Annotated in this window: 18 protein-coding genes, 2 tRNA genes and 1 pseudogene; 11 read left to right on the top strand and 10 right to left on the bottom strand. The window is 65.3% G+C overall.

What is annotated here, in order from left to right:
• Nucleotides 1-125 precede the first annotated feature (125 nt).
• Complete coding sequence (locus WG922_RS17680; RefSeq protein ID WP_340284113.1) at nt 126-608, bottom strand: RidA family protein; 483 nt, start codon at nt 606-608, stop codon at nt 126-128.
• A gap of 168 nt (nt 609-776) precedes the next feature.
• Here WG922_RS17680 and WG922_RS17675 point away from each other — a divergent pair, with 168 nt between their 5' ends.
• Together WG922_RS17675 and WG922_RS17670 are read left to right on the top strand one after the other, a co-directional pair.
• Complete coding sequence (locus WG922_RS17675; RefSeq protein ID WP_340284112.1) at nt 777-1,214, top strand: HU family DNA-binding protein; 438 nt, start codon at nt 777-779, stop codon at nt 1,212-1,214.
• Between the two features lie 141 nt (nt 1,215-1,355).
• The gene (locus WG922_RS17670; RefSeq protein WP_340284111.1) at nt 1,356-2,045 is read left to right on the top strand and encodes an alpha/beta hydrolase family protein; all 690 of its coding nucleotides are present in this window, start codon (nt 1,356-1,358) and stop codon (nt 2,043-2,045) included.
• A 97-nt stretch (nt 2,046-2,142) separates the two neighbouring features.
• Here WG922_RS17670 and WG922_RS17665 read toward each other — a convergent pair whose 3' ends face one another.
• Nucleotides 2,143-2,907 carry an AAA family ATPase gene (locus WG922_RS17665; RefSeq protein ID WP_340284110.1) on the bottom strand — a complete coding sequence of 255 codons (765 nt, stop codon included), beginning with the start codon at nt 2,905-2,907 and terminating at the stop codon, nt 2,143-2,145.
• 324 nt (nt 2,908-3,231) lie between these two features.
• Between WG922_RS17665 and WG922_RS17660 the strand changes: the two genes are divergently transcribed.
• The 4 genes from WG922_RS17660 (at nt 3,232) to WG922_RS17645 (ending at nt 7,156) form a co-directional block, all read left to right on the top strand.
• Nucleotides 3,232-3,780, top strand: coding sequence for a hemerythrin domain-containing protein (locus tag WG922_RS17660; RefSeq protein ID WP_340284109.1), 549 nt, complete (start codon nt 3,232-3,234; stop codon nt 3,778-3,780).
• A 610-nt stretch (nt 3,781-4,390) separates the two neighbouring features.
• On the top strand, nt 4,391-5,077 hold the full coding sequence (locus tag WG922_RS17655) for a response regulator (protein ID WP_340284107.1): 687 nt from the start codon (nt 4,391-4,393) through the stop codon (nt 5,075-5,077).
• Nucleotides 5,074-6,483, top strand: coding sequence for an ATP-binding protein (locus WG922_RS17650; RefSeq protein ID WP_340284106.1), 1,410 nt, complete (start codon nt 5,074-5,076; stop codon nt 6,481-6,483). Before WG922_RS17655 ends, WG922_RS17650 begins: the two co-directional genes overlap by 4 nt.
• A gap of 295 nt (nt 6,484-6,778) precedes the next feature.
• The gene (locus WG922_RS17645; RefSeq protein ID WP_340284105.1) at nt 6,779-7,156 is read left to right on the top strand and encodes a DUF4148 domain-containing protein; all 378 of its coding nucleotides are present in this window, start codon (nt 6,779-6,781) and stop codon (nt 7,154-7,156) included.
• Nucleotides 7,157-7,779: 623 nt separating this feature from the next.
• Here the strand turns inward: WG922_RS17645 and WG922_RS17640 are convergent.
• The 4 genes and pseudogenes from WG922_RS17640 to WG922_RS17625 all read right to left on the bottom strand — a co-directional run bounded on the left by WG922_RS17640 (nt 7,780) and on the right by WG922_RS17625 (nt 11,746).
• On the bottom strand, nt 7,780-9,243 hold the full coding sequence (locus WG922_RS17640; RefSeq protein ID WP_340284104.1) for a hypothetical protein: 1,464 nt from the start codon (nt 9,241-9,243) through the stop codon (nt 7,780-7,782).
• Between the two features lie 22 nt (nt 9,244-9,265).
• The gene (locus WG922_RS17635) at nt 9,266-10,723 is read right to left on the bottom strand and encodes an MBOAT family O-acyltransferase (protein ID WP_340284103.1); all 1,458 of its coding nucleotides are present in this window, start codon (nt 10,721-10,723) and stop codon (nt 9,266-9,268) included.
• 234 nt (nt 10,724-10,957) lie between these two features.
• Nucleotides 10,958-11,664: pseudogene (locus WG922_RS17630) on the bottom strand (IS481 family transposase); the annotation flags it as partial.
• 5 nt (nt 11,665-11,669) lie between these two features.
• Nucleotides 11,670-11,746: transfer RNA gene (locus tag WG922_RS17625), tRNA-Arg, on the bottom strand.
• 133 nt (nt 11,747-11,879) lie between these two features.
• Between WG922_RS17625 and WG922_RS17620 the strand changes: the two genes are divergently transcribed.
• Genes WG922_RS17620 through WG922_RS17610 form a run of 3 tightly spaced genes read left to right on the top strand, consistent with a single transcriptional unit; the run spans nt 11,880 to nt 14,752 of the window.
• The gene (locus tag WG922_RS17620; protein ID WP_340284102.1) at nt 11,880-13,268 is read left to right on the top strand and encodes an NfeD family protein; all 1,389 of its coding nucleotides are present in this window, start codon (nt 11,880-11,882) and stop codon (nt 13,266-13,268) included.
• Complete coding sequence (gene floA / locus WG922_RS17615) at nt 13,265-14,242, top strand: flotillin-like protein FloA (RefSeq protein ID WP_340284101.1); 978 nt, start codon at nt 13,265-13,267, stop codon at nt 14,240-14,242. Before WG922_RS17620 ends, floA begins: the two co-directional genes overlap by 4 nt.
• 6 nt (nt 14,243-14,248) lie before the next feature.
• The gene (locus WG922_RS17610) at nt 14,249-14,752 is read left to right on the top strand and encodes a hypothetical protein (RefSeq protein ID WP_340284100.1); all 504 of its coding nucleotides are present in this window, start codon (nt 14,249-14,251) and stop codon (nt 14,750-14,752) included.
• An 87-nt stretch (nt 14,753-14,839) separates the two neighbouring features.
• On the opposite strand, the gene WG922_RS17605 is transcribed toward WG922_RS17610, so the two are convergent.
• Together WG922_RS17605 and WG922_RS17600 are read right to left on the bottom strand one after the other, a co-directional pair.
• Nucleotides 14,840-15,979 (bottom strand): PRC-barrel domain-containing protein, encoded by a 1,140-nt coding sequence (locus WG922_RS17605; RefSeq protein ID WP_340284099.1) that lies wholly within the window; start codon nt 15,977-15,979, stop codon nt 14,840-14,842.
• Between the two features lie 356 nt (nt 15,980-16,335).
• A tRNA-Pro gene (locus WG922_RS17600) sits at nt 16,336-16,412 on the bottom strand.
• A 317-nt stretch (nt 16,413-16,729) separates the two neighbouring features.
• Here WG922_RS17600 and WG922_RS17595 point away from each other — a divergent pair.
• Both WG922_RS17595 and WG922_RS17590 read left to right on the top strand, forming a co-directional pair.
• A complete protein-coding gene (locus WG922_RS17595; protein WP_340284098.1) occupies nt 16,730-17,152 on the top strand; it encodes a YsnF/AvaK domain-containing protein in 423 nt (140 codons plus the stop codon).
• 29 nt (nt 17,153-17,181) lie between these two features.
• On the top strand, nt 17,182-18,111 hold the full coding sequence (locus tag WG922_RS17590) for a YsnF/AvaK domain-containing protein (RefSeq protein ID WP_340284096.1): 930 nt from the start codon (nt 17,182-17,184) through the stop codon (nt 18,109-18,111).
• Between the two features lie 105 nt (nt 18,112-18,216).
• On the opposite strand, the gene boxB is transcribed toward WG922_RS17590, so the two are convergent.
• Nucleotides 18,217-19,641 carry a benzoyl-CoA 2,3-epoxidase subunit BoxB gene (gene boxB, locus WG922_RS17585; RefSeq protein ID WP_340284095.1) on the bottom strand — a complete coding sequence of 475 codons (1,425 nt, stop codon included), beginning with the start codon at nt 19,639-19,641 and terminating at the stop codon, nt 18,217-18,219.
• 55 nt (nt 19,642-19,696) lie between these two features.
• Nucleotides 19,697-21,388 carry a 2,3-epoxybenzoyl-CoA dihydrolase gene (gene boxC, locus WG922_RS17580; protein WP_340284094.1) on the bottom strand — a complete coding sequence of 564 codons (1,692 nt, stop codon included), beginning with the start codon at nt 21,386-21,388 and terminating at the stop codon, nt 19,697-19,699.
• Nucleotides 21,389-21,416: the final 28 nt, after the last annotated feature.

Genomic DNA, 21,416 nt, shown 5'->3' with positions numbered 1-21,416 from the left:
AGCTGCAGGGCGCGCGTGCCGCGCTCGATCCGGGCAGTGTGTCGTGCGCCTGGCGCCCGTCCTTTGCTCGCGCCACCGACGCCCCGAGCAACGATGGCGAACGCCGATCGAACGCGATGGTCCTGCTACCTGAGCAGCACCTCGGCCTCGATTTCGACCGGAATGTTGAACGGCAGCTCGAACATCCCCACCGCCGACCGCGCATGCGCGCCTACCTCGTCGCCAAAGACGCTCAGGATCAGGTCGGAAAAGCCGTTGATCACCGCCGGCTGCCGCTGGAATCCGGGGGCGGACTGCACCATCCCGAACACGCGCAGCCACCCGGCGATGCGATCGAGATCCCCCAGCTCGCGCTCGAGACTGGCGAGCACCGAAAGCGCAGTGAGCCGCGCCGCTTCGTGCGCCGCCTCCTCACTCACTTCGGCGCCCACCTTGCCGAGCGGACCGCAGATCGAGCCGTCCGGCCCCTGGGGGCCATGGCCGGAGATACAGGCGCGCCCGCCCACCACACGCACCATCCGAAACGGCAGCGTGATGCCCGCTGGCAGCACCAGCGGCGGCGGCAGCACGAGCCCGAGTGCGCGCAGTCGATCCTTTACTTGCCCCATGCGGAAGCCCCTCCTTGCCCAGGTCGCTGGCCCGACGGCCGGCGCGATGAACAGACCGGCGGATCGTACTGCGCCGGTCGGGCTGGCAATGAATCCTGTGCGTTGTGCCGAGCCAGACCTAGAATCGCCGCACCTCGCATTTCGAGGGCTACCAAGACTGAAGCGAATATGGCTACTGCAAAAAAAGCAATGAAGACCGCACCCGCTGCGGCGAAGAAATCGGCGAAGTCGGCAAAGACCCCAGCGAAGGCCGCCGGCAAGGCTGCTGGTGCCAAGCCGGCGGGCGGCATGAAGCCGATCAAGGAGTCGTTCAACAAGAGCGGCCTGCTCAAGCACCTCGCGGAGACCGCGGACGTCGAGCCGAAGACGGTCAAGGCCGTGCTGGCTGCCCTCGAGGACACGATGGTCGCCTCCATCAACAAGAAGGGCGCGGGCAGCTTCGTGCTTCCGGGCTTGCTGAAGGTGACGGCGGTCGCCGTGCCCGCGACCAAGGCGCGCAAGGGCATCAACCCGTTCACGAAGGAGCCGACCGTCTTCAAGGCGAAGCCTGCCTCCGTCAAGCTGAAGGTTCGGCCGCTGAAGAAGCTCAAGGACGCCGCGGCCTGACGCGTCGCACGCATTCGCGAGCGGGAAGGGGCTGCCATGGGCAGCCCCTTTTCCTTGCGAGGGCTCAGGGGGCCTCACCGGAGCCGAGCTCAACGCGCGCGCTGAGCCCTGGCGACTTGCCGGCGTGCCACACTCGAACGCATGCCCGCCCACGCCGAACCGCTGTCACTTCGCCTGCGCTCCGGCCAGACGGTGTCCGCCCTGGTGTTGCGACCGCCGAAACCGCGTGGCTGCCTCGTGTTGGCCCATGGCGCCGGGGCCGGCATGCATCACCCTTTCATGGCATCTCTGGCTGAGGCGCTGTCGGGTCGAGGCATCGCCACATTGCGATTCCAGTTTCCTTTCATGGAAAGCGGCGGCAAGCGCCCCGACCGCGCCGACGTGGCGCAGGAGGCGGTTCGCGAGGCGGTGGCGGAGGCGGCGCGTCACTTCCCCGCACTGCCGCTGTTCGCGGGCGGCAAGTCCTTCGGGGGCCGGATGGCCTCGCAAGCGCAAGCCGAACGACCGATGCCGGGCGTCGCCGGCCTGGTGTTCGTCGGCTTCCCCCTGCACCCCGCGGGCAAGCCCGGCACCGAGCGCGCGGTCCACCTTCGAGACGTGCGCACGCCGATGCTTTTCCTCCAGGGCGATCGCGACGCGCTGGCCGACATCGCGCTGTTGCAGGCCACGACCGCATCTCTCGGGGACGCTGCGACCTTGCACGTCGTCACCGGCGCCGATCACGCATTCCATGTGCCCGCGCGCTCGGGTCGTACCCAGTCGGAAGTGATGCAGGAGCTCGCCGACCGGATGGCGCACTGGATGGGTAGCATCGACCTGCCGCAGCGATAGCAGCGCGCCGCGGCAAGCGATCCCATGTTCCGGGCGCACGTCGTGCGCAGCAGGGTATAGCCTCGGCTCGATGCCCGAGCCGCTCCCTCTTCGTGCATCAGCCGGCGAACTCGTCCTCGTGACCCGCGTCGTCGCTTGCCAGCAGCTGATCGAGGCGCCGCGCATGGTGGTTCAGGAAGTCTTTCGTCACCACGTAGTGCTCGGTGTCCTCGAAGGCGACCTCGGTCAACCCTGCGCCGTCGAACTGGATGATTTTCGCGTGCGGATAGGACAGCAGGATCGGCGAATGGGTTGCGATCACGAACTGCGACGCGTCTTCTACCAGCTGGTGAATGGCGCGAAGGGCAGCGAGCTGGCGATTGGGCGACAGGGCCGCCTCAGGCTCGTCCAGCAGGTAGATGCCGTCGCCGCGCATCTTGTGCATCAGCACCGACATGAAGGCTTCCCCGTGGGACTGCCGATGGAGGGAGCGACCACCGTACCCGTCGAGGTATCCGGTCTGGTCCATGTAGGTGGCCAGGTTGAAAAAGCTTTCGGCCCTGAGGAAATACCCATCTTTCGGCTTTGGGACACCGCGTGCCAGCCGCATTGCGTCGTGCAAGGGCGAGACCGACTCCACCGACTTGAGCTGAACGTTTCTGGTGCCACCTTCGCTGCCGAAGCCCAGTGCGAGCGCCAAGGCTTCCAGCACCGTGGACTTGCCCGCGCCGTTCTCTCCCACGAAAAAGGTCACGTTGGGATGGAAGTCGATGCTGCCGAGTTCGCGCACGGCCGGGATGCTGAAGGGATAGGCGTCGAAGTCGATATCCAGGCCCGGTCGATAGTCGGCACGGATCAGGTACGGTTTGGATCGCTTGGGCATGAGTCTGTCCCGGATGCACGCCACGAGACGTGCGACCCTGGTGCTGGCCGGGGCTGTCGCAAGGGAAAGAGCCATTGTCCCTCAGCACAGGAACAAGGTCCGCCAAGGAGGTACGCGCGTGCGGTCGATGGCGAGCCGGCGGGCAGCGCGCGGGTCGAGCGACAATCGACGCCACCCGGAACTCCGTTCTTCACGACGCAGGAGCAGCACGGCGCGTGGGCATCCCGGCGGCGCGGCCCGCGGTGACTACGCGGGTCCATCACTCATGAACGGGGGCGGCAGGCGCGTGCGGAACCCCGCCTTGCGCGTACGAATCTCAGCACCATGACTCGGCTCGTCTCCATCAGCCCGCCCGGCGGGAGCCCGGCGCCCACCTTCGAGCAGCCGTTCGAGATGCTGCACGCGTGCCACGAGCGCATGCAGCGCATGCTTTCGCTGCTGGAGCGGCTGCGGGCGCATGCCGCGGCGCATGGTGTGGACGGGGACGTCCGGGAGGCCGCCCGGGATGTGATGCGGTACTTCGACCTCGCGGCCCCCCACCACCACCTCGACGAGGAGCTGCACGTCTTTCCGGCATTGCGTGCGCTCGGCAACCCTGAAATCGACACGATGGTGGCTCGACTGCAAGACGAGCACCGGCGCATGGACGCGGACTGGCAAGCGGCCCGCGCGGTGCTCGCACGCCTGGCCGCAGGTGGTGGCGAGGCGCCCGCAGACGACGAGGCATGTGCGCTCGACAGATTTGCGGCTCTGTATGACGCTCACATCCATTCCGAAGAGGCTGTCGCCTACCCGGCGGCCGCGTCCCGCCTGGACGATGCGGCCACCCGCGCGATGGGCGAGGACATGATGCGCCGGCGCGGCGCGCGCTGAGGTGCGCGGAGAACCGCAGACCGGCGGCGCCCGCGCTTACGAGCTTCGCTCGGTTGGCAAGCGCAGTGCTGCGGGTGCGGCTACGCGATGTGGCTCGCCAGCCTTCGTGCTTGTCTCTTGAACACCCCGACGAGCTCGGAGCTCTGGTGCCCGTTGCGACAGTGGAGCCAGACCGCCCCGTGCCTCATCGACCAAGACCCGGCGATGGGACATGGGTGATCTGGCGCTGCTCAAAAAGTAACGCGGGGGAACCTGGCGCCAGCAGTGTGACCTTACCTCTGTCACGTCACGGCACTTGGGGTTGTGCGTGATCTGCAGAAGCTCCTGCTCCTTTGCCTCGCAAGCTCTGCTTCGGGGCGTTTTTTTTTTGACGAGCTCAGATCGGAGCGCGTTCGGTCTGGCGGCAGCACACCTGTGCCGCTGGCAGTCGCCCGACCGCTGGGACGGGCAAGGCAACCGGCGATGCCAAGACGGTGGTCACCGGAACGTCGTCACCCACTCGCCTTCCTGCCATGACCGATGGGAGTTCGCGACGGCCCGGCCCCGCTAACTCTCGGCTAACTCGTAGCGGCTACTATGGCCTCGTCCCTCACCCTGCCCCCTGATCCGCATGCGCGTCCTGTTGGTTGAAGACGATGAAATGATCGGCCAGAGCCTGAAGCAGGCACTCGCGGCCAGCGGCTGGTCGGTCGATTGGGTCAAGGACGGATTGCTGGCGCAGAGCGCGCTGGCCGATGGCGACTACGCCTGCATGCTGCTGGACCTGGGCCTGCCCAAGCGGGACGGAATCGAGACGCTTCGGCTTGCGCGCAGCGCCGGCGACCGGACCCCGGTCCTGGTGCTCACCGCCCGGGATGGGCTGGACGATCGCGTCGCGGGACTCGATGTCGGCGCCGACGACTACCTGGTCAAACCGTACGAGCTGCGCGAACTGCTTGCCCGCATGCGTGCCGTCATCCGCCGCCGCGACGGAAGCGCGCATTCACTGGTCGGTTCGGAGCCGCTGCAACTGGACCTCACCACGCGCGAAGTGATCGTCGCAGGCGAGCGCTCGCAGTTGAGCGCTCGCGAGTTTTCGCTCCTGCACGCCCTGCTGGAGCGGCCCGGCGCCATCCTGTCGCGCGAGCAACTGGAGAACCGCATCTACGGCTGGGGCGAGGAGGTGAGCAGCAACGCAGTCGATGTCCTCATCCACGGCATGCGGCGCAAGCTCGGCCAGGACACGATCCGCAATGTGCGGGGACTGGGCTGGCGCATCGCAGCGCCGCACGCGCGCAGCTTGTCGGGGGCTGCATGAGCGCAAACGGCGCCCACGTCGCCGGCGACGACTGTCCGGCCGGCGTCGGCACGGGGGAACGCTGGAGACTGCATGTCTTCCCCCGGGGACGGCTGTGCTCGCTGCGCCAGGCGCTTCTGCTGTGGCTGGTGCCCGGCTTCCTGGTGGTCGCCCTCCTCTCCGCCGCCTCGGCCTACTGGAGCTACACCAGCATGACGCGGCAGTTCCTGGACAACCAGATGGAGCAGCTCGGCGCTTCGACCGTCAGGCAGCAAGGCGGTGCGGTGCTCCTGCCGACCAGCGCGGAGCGGGTGCACGAATGGGGCGATTACGTCGTGCAGGTGTACGGGCCCGATGGCCAGCTGCGCGCGAGCTCATGGCCGCAGCTCCGTGCTGGCCTGCAGGCCACTGCGGGCTTCGACGACATCCGCATCGACGGCCAGCGCTGGCGGGTGTATTCGACCGAAGCGCTGGCTGGCGGCCAGCGTGTACAGGTATTCCAGAGCGGCTCGTTCCGCGCCCATGTTGCGGTGGAGCGCGCCGGCGCCGCCGTCGCCCCGGTGCTCGTGCTGATGCCGCTGGCGCTGGCGGTGCTGTGGTTCCTCTCGGGCGCCATGTCGCGCGCGGTCCAGCAGATCGGCAGCCAGGCGGCGCGCCAGGACGAGAACAGCATCGAGGAGCTGTCGCTGGATCGTGTGCCCGCGGAGTTGCAGCCCCTGGTGACATCGTTCAACAGCCTGCTCACACGTGTGCGCAACGCGCTCGCCACGCAGCGCCGGCTGGTGCAGGATGCCGCCCACGAACTGCGCACGCCGATCACGGCGGTGGCGCTGCAATTGGAGAACGTGCGCCGCGACATGCCACCCGGCGCCTGTGCGGAAAGCCTGGCGCAGCTGTCCTTGGGCGTCCAGCGCGCCAGCCGCACGGTCGACCAGCTGTTGAAGCTCTCGAGGCAGCAGGCCGCCGAGAGCGAGCCAGCCATGCAGGTAAACCTCCACGCGCAGGTACGCGAGAGCGTCAACGTGGTGATAGCCCTCGCAGACCAGCGCGGCATCGACATCGGGGTGACCGGAGACGAGCGCATCGGCGCGGTGCTGCACTGCCCGGTGAACGACCTGCGCACCGTGCTGGACAACCTCCTCGAGAACGCGGTTCGCTATACGCCCGAAGGGGGCGTGATCGATGTCGAGGTGGGGGTGCAGGGCGGCAAGCCCTTCGTCCAGGTGATCGACAACGGACCGGGCATCCCCCCCGAGTCCATCGACCGCGTGTTCGACCGCTTCTTCCGCGTACCCGGCAGCACCCCCGGCGGCAGCGGCCTGGGCCTGGCCATCGCGCAGGCGGCTGCGCAACGCTGCGGCATGCGCATCGCGCTGCGCAATCGCACCGACGGCCCTGGGCTGGTGGCGCGCATCGAACTGGCCTGAGGTGGTGCCGCGGCGCGCGCCGCAGGCCCGCCCACGGACTCTCCCGACACGGAGCAGGCAACCTGTGTGCTGCACGTTCTGCCTTGCGTGCGCCCTCACGTGCGTGCACGCATCGGGCTTTTCTGCGGGTCACCGCAGCGATGGCCGCAACGGCTAACGCGCAGCTAACAAACCGCTAAGTCCCGGCTAAAGCGGGACTCCTACAGTGACTACACGGTCGATGCAAAAGAGCAAACCGATGCACCGGCCGCCACCAGTACCTGTTCCATCCCAGTTCCAAGAAAGGTCGTTTCCCATGAACCGCAAGCCCCTCCTCGTCCTCGCCGCCGCCTTCGCAGCGCTCGCATCCACCGCCAGCTTCGCCGGCGAAGCCGATCCCGCCGGCCAGTTCGCCGAGCCGGTGCAGTCCGTCAAGAGCCGAGCACAAGTCGCTGCCGAACTGGCGCAGTTCAGGCAGTCCGGCGTGAACCCCTGGTCGATCCGCTACAACCCGCTGACCGCTGCCCAGAGCACCAACAGCCGCCAGCAGGTGCGCGCCGACTACCTCGCCGCCCGCGAGAGCGTCTCGGCACTGACCGCCGAAGACAGCGGGTCGGCCTACCTGTCGCACGCGGCCGCGGCACCCCGCGCGGCTGGCGCGACCCTGGCGGGCACCCCCAGCAACGCGCAGTAAGCGCGCGGCGTCCGGCTGCGCACCGATTGCGTACCGCTCGCCCCGCCGTTCGAGTACTCCCTGCCGCTCTCATGCCGCAGGGAGTTCTTCATTGCGCGTTGCATTCCCAATACAAGCCAAAACCTTGCTCGACTCATGCGTGGTTCGCTCTCTCGGTGCGTACACGCTGCACGGCGGCGCCACTACGCATGGGCCTCCGACGCAGAGGTCTCCCTCCGGGTGATTGCGCCTCGTTCGAGGGCTCTACAAGAGCTCGACCACCCAGTCCGCAGCGTGCTTACGGCAACGTGCCCAAGAATTTCCACTGCGGCTTTCCTGGACGGCCGCGGAAACATGTGAAGGCAGAACGTAGGCGGCGCCTTCAATGGCCCGGAGGGGGTTGAACAAACCACCGAAGGCGCGCCCAGCCCTGGCCTTCCACTCGGTTCACCGCCCGCTCGTTCCCCCGCACGTTCCCCGCTCCGTTGAGCTTGCAGGGGGAACGAACCGGAGGCCGTCGGTACGGAGGGGATCTCGGTAAAGGCACGACCCCCTCTACGACGACTCGTCCGGGCAGTGGAAGTGAAAGGGAATCGCGGCGGTTTACGTTAGTGGGGAACCGTGCGCAGAGGCTTTCTTCCGTATCACCAACTCTCTGCTCCAGGACTCCAGTACCCGTACGCACTGCAGCCGCGGACCGGATCGAGCAGAGATGCCGCCTGCCGCCTTAACTGTGAACAGTCGCTTGCGTTTCCGTGGGCAATAAGCTTGTAGTCTGTCCCGTTCGATCTGTAAAGATACTGCTCCTGTCCATCGCGATTGCGTCTCGGGTCACGCGGAAGTGCTGGTATGTGCTTCGGTGCTAGCCCTGTTATCCAATCGTCCGAAGATCTGCCCCAAGGCGAATAGAGCCCGTCCCACTTTTCGCTCGCAGGATAGTTACCGTGCTCGTTGAAGTAGTCAGTCAGTGCGGCTTTCAGCTTGGCCAAGTCTGCCAGCCTGATTGCAACGTGTGGATTGGGCGCATTAAGCTTTTTGCGGTATACCTCATCTGCACGTAGGCGCGCAACTTCCTCCGGAGATCGACCAACAGTCTTTTGACGACCATCGAAGACTTCATTTAGTAAACAGTCACTGAGGAGAGTGGTCCGAAGCACAGCGCCTCTCGCATTCAAATGATAGCTCGTGTCAAAAAACCGATCCACGTTGAAATTAGATTCGGTAGGGTCGCAGATGAACGCTAGTCCCGAATCCGTTATGCGAGTTCTAAGAGCTTCGGCACGCGCGCGAACATGAGGATCATCCAGATCGAACATGCTGTTTTTTATTGTCGGGGGCCATGTAATGTACAGACGAGCGCCGCTTCGTTTCAGTTCTAAATGGAGTTTATTTAACCTCTTGAGAACCGTGGGATGCACTTCGGCGGATTTCAAATAGGGAATACCTTTGTCGAACTCCCCCATCAACGATTGCGTTGGAGGAAGTGTCGGCAAAAAATCACCCCTGAATGTAAGCGAGCTGTAGTTGTAGCTTTGCCAGCGCGGGAAATTGACCCCCCTCGAGCCCTCGTTAACCTCAATGGCATCGTCAACTGCATCTTGTGGCGGCAAAGGGTTGGCAATCCGATGTGCGGCCTTGAGCAAAGATGTATGTCGAAAAAAAGACACGATATCAGCAAGTTCGCCGTTTCTCACATGCTGGTGCCCCCATGATTGCATATTTGCGAGTTGCCAATCGGTTATAGATTCAGCCGACTGCTCATAATACGCATATTCGAGCGGCAAGACCACCACATCACCAGCCCGCACCACCGTTTTGATGACATCGCTGTGGAAAGCCAAGCTCAAGGAGGCGTGCCCGGCCATGTTAATCACATCCACGCCTAACGAGTCAGTAAGCAGGCTGCTGTCGATGCCGAACAAGGAACTGGATCCGCCCGCGATAATCAACTTGGGCTTGTGAATCTGGTTTGCGCGATATACCTTGACGTCATAGACCCGATCCAGCCAGTACTCTGCTTTTTCATAGCCCCCCAGAGAGGCCCACCAGAACAAGAATGCAGCCGCAAATGTACCTGCCGCCGACGCAAAAAGAATCCCGAGCTTCATTAACCGCATGCAGTAGGGACTTTTAAAAATTGAAATAAAGGAATTCGGAGACGGCTGCGCCTATGGAGATACTGCAGACTGCGGCGATACCCAGCAACACTCCGCTACAGGCAGCATAACGCACGGGGACTTGTCTAGCGCGGAAAATTGTAGAGCTACTTACTGGGAACAGAACGATGCCAGTTGCAAGAAGCAAAAGCATCAGCTGACCCGAATGGGGTCCGCTCCCTAAGTCGAGGCTCGACAGTGCCTGAAGGACATATGTCACCTCGAACACAGCATCCACGTTGACAAACATCGCCGCCAATAGGCGCCATGCGGCCTCCAAGTCTTTTGCTCGGAAGAAAACCCACGCCACGTTCACAAAGTTGAAGGTGATTATCCAGCCGAGCCACGTCGGCATATGGAATCCCATTCGATTCCACATCCGGTGTACCACGAGCGCCCCTCCATGAAGCGCGCCCCATATTACAAACATCCAGCTCGCCCCGTGCCACAGCCCGCCCAGCAGAAATGTCAACATCAGATTCTCGTATGTCTTGTAGGAGCTTCTCCTGTTGCCGCCGAGCGGAACGTAAACATAGTCGCGCAGGAAGCTGCTGAGGGTGATGTGCCAGCGCCTCCAGAAATCTTGAATGCTTGTTGCTCTGTATGGAGAGTCGAAGTTGATCGGCAGCCGGATGTTGAAAAGCAACGCGGAGCCAATTGCCATGTCGGTATAGCCGCTAAAGTCGAAGTATAGTTGAAAGGTGTAACTCAGACTTGCGCCCCAAGCGGCCCAGAATGAAATTGGTCCGGCCGAGTCGAATCCGGGGGTTGCCCAGGATGCAAACGTGTCTGCCAGCACAACCTTCTTGAAGAGACCGATGCTAAACAGCGTTATGGCCAATACTGCGTTGTCGAAGATGAGTTCCCGCGCGTCATTCCGCTCGAACTGGGGGACGATTTCCTTGTGGTGGACAATTGGTCCGGCAATCAGCTGGGGAAAGAAGGATACGAACAGTGCGTAATCAAGGAAGCGATATCCGCGGGTTTCGCCTCGGTAGCTATCCACAAGATAAGCAATTTTCTGAAAAGTAAAAAAGCTGATCGCAAGCGGCAACGCGATTTTGGCCAAACCCAGTTGAGCGCCGGTGAGCGCCTCGAAATTATCTACCAAGAAGTTCGCATATTTGAAGTAGCACAGGAGGCTCAGGTTGAATGCCAACCCGCAGACCAGGAGAGCTTTTCGACTCAGGAGCTTCCGAATGGGCAAAGATTTCCTGTGCCCACCCAATGCTGTGCCAATGCCATAGTTGACTAGCATACTGCCAACAATGAGCGGCAGATGCGCCAACCCCCACCAGCTATAGAAGAAGAAACTGGCGAATACAAGCCATATCTTGGCCTGTGTCCGACTTTTTCTTGCATTAAGCCAGTAAAAGACAAGAAATACGGTCGGGACAAACGCGAAGATGTATTCGGCCGAGTTAAAAAGCATCGCCTTGTATGTTCTAGTTAGTCTGGAATTCGAAAGATATCGGCCATGCTGCTTTTTGACCGGGTGGCCCTACCATCCAGCGCGCGCAAGGAAGAGCATGTTGAGATTCTCGCAGCAACGGCGGATGAGCACTCTGCCCCCCCCCCCGTCTCAGCGACCAGCAGGCGCTACCCGGTATCTGAGCTCCGAGAGCGACGCTCTCACTCCCGGCGGGGCACCCGAATTCCCCGCGACCTAGCTGTGAAGACTCAAGCGGTTCTTTCGAGGTACCGAGCGACGCGATACGGGCGGCATCAGATCGATGCCGTGGTGTGGGCGATGCCAGTTGGAGAAGTGCGTCCAGACCGGCAAGGCCTGCCGACGCTGATCCGAGTTCTCGTAGATGGGCCCGTAGGCCCATTCACGCAGAGCCGATTGGATGAATCGCTCAGCCTTGCCATTGGGCTGCGGCCGGTAAGCACGGGTGAACTTCTGCGTGATGCCCAGCTCCATGCAGGCCTCGGCGAACAACCCAGATCGAAAGGACAGGCCGTTGTCCGTGAGCACCCGCTGCACGGGCACTCCCCATCGCTTGAACTGCGCCACGGCAGCGCGCAAGAACGCTTCGGCGCTATGCCGGGTTTCGTCTGGATAAACCTGGGTGAACGCCACCCGGCTGTGGTCAGCCACGGCCACGAAGACGTAGTCCCAGCCGTGTCGCGAGCGCGCTGGCGACGATCGCCAGTGATGCGATGGCCCACCTTGTCAAAGCGTCCGAGCTTCTTGATATCGATGTGCAGCAGCTCGCCTGGATGCTCGCGCTCGTAGCGTTGCACCGGCTCGTCAGGCCGCAGATCACATAAGCGTGACAGGCCGGCGCGGCGCAGCACTCGGCTGACCGTGGCCTTGGCCACACCCACGTACGAGGCGATATGCGCCTGCAAGAACAGCTTGCGGCGCAGCTCCGTGGCCTGCCCGGAGGGAATCGAACCCCCGACCCACGGCTTAGAAGGCCGTTGCTCTATCCGACTGAGCTACGGGCAGACGGCGAGCGGCGATTCTCGCATTGTCGCCACCGGCCGGAGGGGCTGGGCCACCTGCGCTGCCCACCAGCAGGGAACGCCGGCAACCGCGGCAGCCGCTGGTCCTGCGGCGTGCGGAGCCTTAGACTCCGGCAATGTCCTTGCGCCTGACCTTGCACTGCCTGCTGCTGCTTCTCGTAGCGCTTGCGCATGGTTTGCCCTCCGCGCAGTCAACGGCGACGGGCGCCCGGCCGGTGTACGTGGTGCAGATCGAGGGCATGATCGACCTGGGCCAGGCTCCCTATGTCGAACGGGTGCTCAAGGAGGCGCAGGCCGCGGGAGCGCAGGCGGTCGTGCTGGATATCAACACCTTCGGCGGGCGGGTCGATGCGGCGGTGAAGATCCGCGACGCGCTGCTGAACAGTCCGGTGCAGACCATCGCCTTCATCGACAAGCGCGCCATTTCTGCTGGCGCCTTGATCGCGCTGGCCACCCACCGCATCGCCATGGCCGGCGGCGGAACCATCGGGGCGGCAACGCCGGTGCAGATGGGCGGCTCGGGCGGCGAAACGCGGCCCACCGACGAAAAGACCGTCTCCTACATCCGCAAGGAGTTCCGCTCGACGGCCGAGGAGCGCGGCCGCCCTCCCCTCGTGGCCGAAGCCATGGTCGATGCGGACGTCGCCATCGAAGGGCTGGTCGAGAAAGGCAAGCTGCTCACGCTCAGCACCAACGAGGCGCTGCAGCAGAAGGTGGCCGATTTCCGCGCCGACACGCTGGAGCAGGTGCTGCAGCAAACCGGCCTCGCCGGCGCCGAGGTGCGCAGCACCGAGCCCAACTGGGCCGAGAACGTGGTGCGCATCCTCACGCAGCCACTGGTCAGCTCGCTGCTGGTCACCGTGGCCATGCTGGGCATCATCCTCGAGCTGCGCACGCCCGGCTTCGGCATCCCCGGCATCCTGGGCGTTTCGGCCCTCGGGCTGGTGCTGTGGGGCCACTGGCTGGCCCAGCTCGCCGGCATGGAGGAAATGCTGCTCGCGGTCATCGGAGTGGTGCTGCTGGCCGTCGAGATTTTCGTGATCCCGGGCTTCGGCATCGCCGGTGTGCTGGGCATCGTTGCGCTGCTGGCCGGCCTGGTGCTGAGCATGACGGGGGCCGGCAGCACGGTGGTGCTGCTGATGGCGGTGGCCACGCGCGTGATGCTGTCGCTGCTGGTGGCCATCGGGCTCAGCCTGCTGTTGCTGCGCTTCATGAACAAGGTGCCGGGCGCTCGCCGCCTCATCCTGGAGGACAAGCTCGCCGCCGGCTCCGGCTGGGCGTCGCCGCCGCCGGAAGAAGAGTCGCTCGTCGGGCGCACGGGCCGCGTGTGGTCGGTGCTGCGCCCGGCCGGCATCGTCGAGATCGACGGCACCCGTTACGACGTCGTCTCCAACGGCGAAATGATCGAGGCCGGCGAAGCCGTCGAGGTCCTGCGCGTAGACGGCAACCGCATCGTGGTGCGGCGGCTCTATCCCCCGGTAACAACAAGAAGGAATCCCCCATGATCGAAGGAAGTCTGGTCGGCGGCTTTGGCCTGCTGATCCTGCTGCTGGTAATTGCGTTTCTGGTGCTGTACATGGTGCCGATCCGGCTGTGGGTCTCGGCCTGGGCATCGGGCGCGTACGTGGGGCTGTTCACGCTGGTGGCCATGCGGCTGCGACGGGTGCCTCCGCACACCATCGTCACCGCGCGCATCAGCGCCGTGAAGGCCGGCATCGACATCTCGCTGAACGACCTCGAAGCGCACTACCTGGCCGGCGGCAACGTGGTGCGGGTGGTCAACGCCATGATCTCCGCGGACAAGGCCAGCATTCCCCTGCCCTTCAAGCGCGCGGCGGCGATCGACCTGGCGGGGCGCGACGTGCTGGAGGCGGTGCAGATGTCGGTGCTGCCCAAGGTCATCGAGACGCCTCGCATCGCGGCGGTGGCCAAGGACGGCATCCAGCTGATCGTGGTGTCGCGGGTGACGGTGCGCACCAACATCGACCGCCTGGTGGGCGGTGCCGGCGAAGACACCATCATCGCGCGCGTGGGCGAAGGCATGGTGAGCACGATCGGCTCGGCGGCCAACCACAAGAGCGTGCTGGAGAACCCCGACCACATCTCCAAGCACATCCTCAGCCGCGGCCTGGACGCCGGCACCGCTTTCGAGATCCTGTCGATCGACATCGCCGACGTGGACGTCGGCGCCAACATCGGCGCGAAGCTGCAGATCGATCAGGCGGACGCGGACAAGCAGATCGCGCAGGCCAAGGCCGAAGAGCGGCGCGCGATGGCCGTGGCACAGGAGCAGGAGATGCGCGCGCGCGTGGTGGAAGCCGAAGCCGAGGTGCCGCGCGCCATGGCCGAGGCCTTCCGCAGCGGCAACCTGGGCATCATGGACTACTACCGCATGCAGAACCTGCAGGCCGACACCGGCATGCGCCGGGAGATCGCCGGCCCCGGTGACCAGGCGCCGCCGCCCACCGGCCGGAGGTAAGTGCGGATGGAACTCATCGAACTGATCGTCTGGGGTTTCGCGGTCGTTGCGGTGATCGTCTACAACCTGCTGCGCCAGCGGCGGCCCAAGCTCGGTGACAGCCTGGAAAAGGTCGAGGACCGCTACGCAAACGCAGCTCCGGAGGCGCCCGAGCCGGCGCCGCCGTCGGGGCAGGAGGTGTGGGGCCGCGCGCCCATTCCGCCAGAGGCTGCGCCGCGCGAAGTACCCCGCGAGGTGGTGGTGATCCCCTCCGCGCGGAAGTCTCCCGCCCCGCTGGTGGTGGTGGCGCCCTCGAGCGCCGCAGCGCCGATCGTTGCCGCCGTTCCACTGGCCGATCAGCCGACCCGCCGTGCCCAGGCGGTTCCGCAGGCGTCCCGGCGCGGGCGCAGGCCGTTTCGCACGCCCCAGGAGGTGCGCCAGGGCATCATCGCCATGACCGTGCTGGGCCCCTGCCGGGCACTGCAGCCCTACGGGCAGGAAGACGAGGAGCGCAGCAGCGGGCGCAGCTGAGGGATTTGCCCGCGCAGACAAGGCGAAGTCGGCGGCCGAAGGCATGCCGCCGCAGCCGCCTCGATCAGGCCCTGCCCGCCTGCACGCTTACCGCCGCTCGACGCGCACGCCGAATCGGCTGAACTCCTCCCGGCTCACCCGGCCGTCGCTGTTGCCGTCGGCAGCGTTCCAGTGACGGCCCAGCTCAGGCACGGCATCGAACTCGGCGCGGTTGAGCGAGCCGTCCTTGTCGGTGTCCAGCCGGCCGAACAGGTCCGCGTTGGCGCCCATGGTCTGCTCGCCCGATGCGAGATTAGCCGTCATGATCCCCGGCACCGAGTTCAGGAGGTAGCGGTCCATGTCGGCCACGTACTCGGGATTGTTCAGGTTGTTGAACCAGTTCCGGTCCAGTTCCCGCAGGGCGGCCGCGCGCTCCCGGGTGATGCTGAGGATCAGGTCCTCACGGCCGGGCGGCATCTGGAACGCCGTGATCGGCAAGGCCACCTTGCGCTCGGGGGCCAGCCAGCCGGGATCGAACTCCATCACGACGTAGTGCACGCGCGAATTCGCGAGATTGACGACCAGAGTCTCGATCTCGCCGACATCGTCGTTGCCGGCGGTGTCCACGTCCTTGTCGAGGATGGTGCTGGCCAGCATCGCGCGCGTGGTTCCGGTGGGCTGCTGGACGCCCCAGGCGCGGTCGATGCGGCCCCAGAGATCACGGTTACCCAGGAGGTTGTTGCCCCAGATGCCGTCGTAGTCGGTGCGTCGAATCGCCGCGTCCGCCAGCCTGGCCCGGCTCATGTTGGGATAGACCATCACGTCGCGGCCCTGGGACAGCTGCAACTCCTTCAGGGGCACGGCAAAGCGTGCTTCCTCGCTGAAGATGCCGCGGTCGAATTGCAGGATGGCGTAGCGGATGTCGCCGCTCTGCATGTCCACCAGCAGGTCCGAGATTTCGCCCAGCTTCTGCTGCTGTTCGCTGCGCACCGGCATGCCGATGATTTCGTTGGCACGGATTCCCTGGTACTTGCCCATCGGCTGCTGCTGTGGCTGTGCGTTCACGCTGCCCGCGCTGCCCTGCGTGGTGGGCACACCGAGGGTCTGGCCGGTTCCGCCGGGCGTCACCGGTTGCGTCTGGGCTTGCGCATGGTGCGCGGCCGCTCCGATCAGCAGCGCACTGGCGGCGATCAGTACCGTGGTGCGGCGGCTGCGGGGTCGCGCCAGGGGAAGTCTGGTAGCTCGCATGCGGGTTCTCCTTTCCGATGGAAACATGGGTCATGCATGACAGGGCGAGCAGGCATGTGCATGCCCCCATATTCCGACGCGCATGCGGCTCACTTGCGAGGGCTGGTAACAGCCGCATGAAGGATTTGCCCCAGCCCTGCGCGCGCACGGAGCGGATCGTCGGCAGGGGTTTCCGCCACGACACACGCCTTACGGTGGGACAAGCTACCAGGGGAACTTCCGGGAGCCGACTCGTGGCGAGCGGACGCAGACCTCAGGCAGGCGCAGGAAGCACCAACAAGGGATCTGCGGGCGGAAGTGAAACGAAGGCCTGCCGGGGCGGGAAGCGCGTGAGAAGCACACGCCAGAGGGATGGATGGTCGGAGCGAAAGGATTCGAACCTTCGACCCTCTGGTCCCAAACCAGATGCGCTACCAGGCTGCGCTACGCTCCGACTGCCCGCATTCTAACGGTGCCCTGGCCCAACCGGATGGCACAGTGCCGCGCTTTGGATTTCGTGCGGGCTTCTCCTGCAACGCCGGGATGATCGGCCACGGGTCACCGGGCCCCGCGCGATCCACGGCCGATCCGCGCCGATGCGGGGCAAAGCTGGACGTGCCCGCTGCCGCAGACGCGGCCCGTCGCGACGCAGCCACAACGGTGGCCTGCCCACCCTGCGAGTCGGTGCCCACCTACCGACAGCAAGGCGCCTCACGCACAGCCGGCATCCACCGAGTGCGAAGAATGAGCCGCTTGTATCGCCATACGGCCATGACCCAGCCTTCCAATCCCCACCAACCCGAGCTCACGGTGCCCGTCATCGAGGAGCAGCTCGAAGTGCAGCGCCGCGTCGTCGAGACCGGCACGGTGCGCGTGCGCAAGCATGTGGACGAGGTGGTGACACCTGTTCACGAGCCTGTTGTCACGCACAGAGTCGATGTGGAGCGGATTGCGTTGGGCCGGGTCATCGACGCACCGATGGAGGTGCGGCACGAAGGCGATGTGATGGTGATTCCGGTGATGGAGGAGCGCATCGTCACCCGAAAGGAGCTGGTCCTGGTCGAAGAGATCCGGATCCGGCAGCGCCGGGAGACCGCCCCCACGCAGCACGAGGTAACGCTTCGGCGCGAGCGTGTGGTGGTCGAGCGCTTCGACCCGGAATCGCAGCAGTGGCGCCCCGAAGACGGCGCCTGACCCCCAACCCCAACCCGAAGGAGCACCACATGCATACCGTAATCGGAGCATTCGACGACAAGACCACTGCGCAACGGGCCGTCGATCGCCTGCTGGACGCAGGTTTCGACCGCAAGGACGTCCACCTGGAGCACAAGGACGCGTCGTCCACCACCGCGACCAGCGGCTCCACCGATACGCGCCACGAGGGCGGATCCGGCGGCATTTCCGGCTTCTTCCAGTCGCTCTTCGGCACGGACGACAGCAGCGAACGCTATGGAGATACCTACGACGAGGCGGTCCGCCGCGGCAGCTACGTCGTCGTGGTCGATGCACGCAGCGACTCCGAGGCCGACCGCGCCTCCACGCTGCTGGACGACCTGGGCGCGTTCGACATCGACGAGCGGGCAAACCAGTGGCGCTCGTCCGGCTGGACGGGTGGAACGACCGGGACCACCGGGTCCACCGGAATGACCGGAACCACGGGTGCCGCGGCCGGCACACGCGGCACGACCACCGGCACGGCGGGCACCACCAACACGCAGTTGAAGGCAGGCCAGGAGGGCGTGGCCAATGTCGTGCAGGAAGAACTCCAGGTCGGCAAACGCTCTGTCAACCGCGGCGGCGTGAGAGTCATCCAGCGCGTCTCCGAAAGGCCGGTGCACGAGGTGGTGCGCCTGCGTGAGGAGCACGCCACCGTGAACCGCCAGAAGGTGGACCGCCCCGCCAACGAGGGCGACCTGCAGAACTTCCGCGAAGGCACCATCGAAGTGCGCGAGACCTCCGAGCAGCCGGTGGTGTCGAAGCAGGCCCGCGTGGTCGAGGAAGTGCGCGTCGGCAAGGAAGTGCGCGAGCGCGAGCACACGGTCGATGACAAGGTACGCCGCAAGGACGTTGACGTCGAGCGCATCGACGGCACGCGAGAGTCCGCGGCGGCGTCCGACCGGACGCTGGGCAAGACCGACAAGCCCACGCGCTGAGTCAAGGGCGCGCATGACCGCGGGCGCGCCGCCCGCGCGGCGCGCCCGCAAGGAAAAAGCCGGCTCGCAGCCGGCTTTTTCATGCAGGGCCGAATAGGCCGCCGCTTACAGCTTCACGTACTGGTACTCGACGGGCTGCGCATTGATGCCGCGGTCCGGCGGTGCAATCCAGGCAGCCATCTTTCCGGGCTCGGTCACGCGCTGCATCAAGCTCTTGACGAAGGCCTTGTCGGCGTCGCTGGGCAGCCACTCGCCCTTCTTCGCATCGAACTCGGCCTGCGAGATCGGCTGGCCTTCAGGGTTGGTCGGGACGTTCGCCCACACGCCCACTTCACGGCGGAACCGGGTGGAAGGCAGCTTGAGCTCGAAGTCGATGCCGGCGCGCTTGATCGCCATGTTCCAGCGGGTCACACCGACGTTGCAGTCCTTCACGTATTCGAGGCGGGTGACCTCGTTCATGCCGTTGCGCACCGCGATGGTCTCGCTCTTCAGGCCGCCATTGCCGTCGGGCACCTGGATCGTCATTTCGGTGTCGGTTTCGACGTGGTCGGCAAACTTGGCTTCGTCCGGACGGCCCTTGATGCCGTTGGCGAAGTAGTTCGCGGCATTGGAGGACGACTCCGAACCGAACAGGTCGAGCGAGCTGGTGAACCAGAAGTTCAGGTACTTCTGGATGGTGGGCAGATCGACCACGCCTGCCTTGCGAAGGGTGGCCACGTCGTCGGTGTCCAGCTCCTTCATGACTTCCAGGGTGCGCTTGATCACTCGGCCCACGCCCGTCTCGCCGACGAACATGTGGTGCGCCTCTTCGGTCAGCATGAAGCGCGTCGTGCGCGCGAGCGGATCGAACGCGCTCTCGGCGAAGCTCTTGAGCTGGAACTTGCCGTCGCGGTCGGTGAAGTAGGTGAACATGAAGAAGGACAGCCAGTTGTCCATGGGCTCATTGAAGGTGCCCAGGATGCGCGGCTTGTTCACGTCGCCCGAATGACGCTCGAGCAGTTCTTCGGCCTCTTCGCGGCCGTCGCGCCCGAAATGCGCGTGCAGCAGGTAGACCATGGCCCAGAGGTGGCGGCCTTCCTCGACGTTGACCTGGAACAGGTTGCGCAGGTCGTACAGCGAGGGCGCGGTGTGGCCCAGCAGGCGCTGCTGCTCGACCGACGCCGGCTCGGTGTCGCCCTGGGTGACGATCAGGCGGCGGAAGGTGGAGCGGTACTCGCCGGGAACGTCCTGCCAGACGTCCTCGCCCATGTGGTCGCCGAAGCCGATCTTGCGGCCTTCTTCCTTGTCGGCCAGGAAGATGCCCCAGCGGTAGTCGGGCATGGGGGTGTAGCCATAGCTGGCCCAGCCCGATGCATCGACGCCGACGGCGGTGCGCAGGTACACCTCCTTGGCCTTGAAGTCGCTCGGGCCCATTTCGTCCCACCAGTTCAGGAAGGCGGGCTGCCAGTGCTCGAGGGCTCGTTGCAATTGGCGGTTCTCGGACAGGTGCACGTTGTTGGGGATGCGCGCTTGGAGGTCGATGGTGGTCATGAATTTCTCCGGGGTGTAAGTGGCTTTACTCGTGGTCGGCGGTCGTGGCGCCGCGTCAGATCCGCTTCCAGTCGAACCGGGCCTTCTTGCCGGTGCCGAACAGCTTCAGTGCGCCCTCGTCGCCCACGGCGTTCGGGCGGATGAAGATCCAGTTCTGCCAGGCCGAGAGGCGGCCGAACACGCGGGTCTCCATGGTCTCGGCGCCAGGAAAGCGCAGCGAGGCTTCCATGCCCGTGAGCGCATCGGGCGAGAGGGAGGCGCGCTCCTCGAGCATCAGGCGGATCTCGTCCTCCCAATCGATGTCGTCCGGCGTGAGGGTCACCAGGCCCAGGCCCAGCGCCTGGTCGGCGCGGATCGGGCTGTCTTTCAGGTCCTGCAGCTGGTCGATGACGCCAGGCTCGCCGTGAAAGCGCGTCTGCAGGCGGGTGAGGCCGTTGACTTCAGGATAGCGGCCGAAGTTGGCCGGCGACAGGCGCAGCGCAGGCGCGGCATCGGGCGCGTCGGGCAGGTCCAGCATGTAGATGCGGTCGCAGGCCAGCGCCAGTTCGTAGAAGGTGCCTGCGAAGCAGGAGCCCTCGTCCACCAGGGCGATAAGCGAGCGGCTGGTCACGTCCAGGCGGGCCAGCGTGCGGCGCAGTGCGCCCAGCGTCTCACGCACCAGCCAGTGCTCCTTGTGCTGCTCCAGCACCGCATCGGCCTGCATGACCAGATCGGCCCTGCCGCGCGTCTGGATCACCCAGGTGCCGACTTCCAGTTCGTTGGTGCGCAGGTTGAGGATGGCGTCGTCGAGCTCGCGCGCGACGCGCAGCGGCCACCAGTCGGCGCCGGCGGCGACGATCGCATCCGGCGTGGCTTCGATCGACTGCTCGGGCGCCTTCACCGTCAGCGTGGCGATGCGGCGCTCGCGATCGACCTGCGCATCGACGAAGCGGTAGTGGTAGCCCTGCTCGTCGATGGTCGCATTCAGCGGCGAGAGCGACACGCCCTGCTGCGGCCCATTGCGGCTCGACTGGCGACGAAGCGACGCCACTTCGGACTCCACCAGCTGCGCGAACTGCTGGGGCTTGGCGTGGGCGTCGATCAGCTTCCAGTCCTTGGCCCGGTCGGCGCGCACACCCTCGCTGGTGGTGCAGAAGATGTCGGCCAGGTCGCGGCGCACCTTGCGCTTGTCGGTCACGCGCGTGAGGCCGCCGGTGCCGGGCAGCACGCCCAGCAGGGGCACCTCGGGCAGGCTCACCGTCGAGGAGCGGTCGTCCACCATGGCGATGCGGTCGCAGGCCAGGGCCAGCTCGTAGCCGCCGCCGGCGCAGGCGCCGGTCACGGCCGCCACCGACTTCAGGCCCTCGTGGCGCGAAGAGTCTTCCAGACCGTTGCGGGTCTCGTTGGTGAACTTGCAGAAGTTCACCTTCCAGGCGTGGGAGGACACCCCCAGCATGTAGATATTGGCGCCCGAGCACCAGATGCGGTCCTTGCCCGATTCGAACACCACCACCTTCACCGCCGGGTGCTCGAAGCGCACGCGGTTGAGGGCGTCGTGCAGTTCAATATCCACGCCGAGGTCGTAGCTGTTCAACTTGAGCTTGTAGCCGGGCTTGATTCCGCCGTCCTCGTTGATGTCCAGCTTGAGGCGCGCGACGTCGCCGTCCACGCTGAGCTGCCAGTGCTGGTACTTGCCGGGATGGGTGGCGAAGCTCACCAGCTCGCGGTCACCCTGCTTGAACAGGAGGGGCTCGGTCATCGCATTCATGTTGTCTCCAGGAAAGAGGTGGTCGGTG

Origin of the sequence: Ramlibacter sp. AN1015, assembly GCF_037726105.1 — a bacterium.
Taxonomy (GTDB): Bacteria; Pseudomonadota; Gammaproteobacteria; order Burkholderiales; family Burkholderiaceae_C; genus Ramlibacter.
The sequence above is the reverse complement of the archived record's forward strand: the minus strand, read 5'-3'. Positions and strand labels throughout refer to the sequence as shown.

Coding starts and splice junctions, on each gene's coding strand:
- WG922_RS17645 (WP_340284105.1), top strand. CDS start 6,779: ATGAACCGCAAGCCCCTCCTCGTCCTCGCCGCCGCCTTCGCAGCGCTC.
- WG922_RS17680 (WP_340284113.1), bottom strand. CDS start 608: ATGGGGCAAGTAAAGGATCGACTGCGCGCACTCGGGCTCGTGCTGCCG.
- WG922_RS17620 (WP_340284102.1), top strand. CDS start 11,880: ATGTCCTTGCGCCTGACCTTGCACTGCCTGCTGCTGCTTCTCGTAGCG.
- WG922_RS17635 (WP_340284103.1), bottom strand. CDS start 10,723: ATGCTTTTTAACTCGGCCGAATACATCTTCGCGTTTGTCCCGACCGTA.
- WG922_RS17675 (WP_340284112.1), top strand. CDS start 777: ATGGCTACTGCAAAAAAAGCAATGAAGACCGCACCCGCTGCGGCGAAG.
- WG922_RS17640 (WP_340284104.1), bottom strand. CDS start 9,243: ATGAAGCTCGGGATTCTTTTTGCGTCGGCGGCAGGTACATTTGCGGCT.
- WG922_RS17595 (WP_340284098.1), top strand. CDS start 16,730: ATGACCCAGCCTTCCAATCCCCACCAACCCGAGCTCACGGTGCCCGTC.
- boxC (WP_340284094.1), bottom strand. CDS start 21,388: ATGAATGCGATGACCGAGCCCCTCCTGTTCAAGCAGGGTGACCGCGAG.
- WG922_RS17665 (WP_340284110.1), bottom strand. CDS start 2,907: ATGCCCAAGCGATCCAAACCGTACCTGATCCGTGCCGACTATCGACCG.
- WG922_RS17650 (WP_340284106.1), top strand. CDS start 5,074: ATGAGCGCAAACGGCGCCCACGTCGCCGGCGACGACTGTCCGGCCGGC.
- boxB (WP_340284095.1), bottom strand. CDS start 19,641: ATGACCACCATCGACCTCCAAGCGCGCATCCCCAACAACGTGCACCTG.
- WG922_RS17590 (WP_340284096.1), top strand. CDS start 17,182: ATGCATACCGTAATCGGAGCATTCGACGACAAGACCACTGCGCAACGG.
- WG922_RS17670 (WP_340284111.1), top strand. CDS start 1,356: ATGCCCGCCCACGCCGAACCGCTGTCACTTCGCCTGCGCTCCGGCCAG.
- WG922_RS17605 (WP_340284099.1), bottom strand. CDS start 15,979: ATGCGAGCTACCAGACTTCCCCTGGCGCGACCCCGCAGCCGCCGCACC.
- WG922_RS17610 (WP_340284100.1), top strand. CDS start 14,249: ATGGAACTCATCGAACTGATCGTCTGGGGTTTCGCGGTCGTTGCGGTG.
- WG922_RS17660 (WP_340284109.1), top strand. CDS start 3,232: ATGACTCGGCTCGTCTCCATCAGCCCGCCCGGCGGGAGCCCGGCGCCC.
- floA (WP_340284101.1), top strand. CDS start 13,265: ATGATCGAAGGAAGTCTGGTCGGCGGCTTTGGCCTGCTGATCCTGCTG.
- WG922_RS17655 (WP_340284107.1), top strand. CDS start 4,391: ATGCGCGTCCTGTTGGTTGAAGACGATGAAATGATCGGCCAGAGCCTG.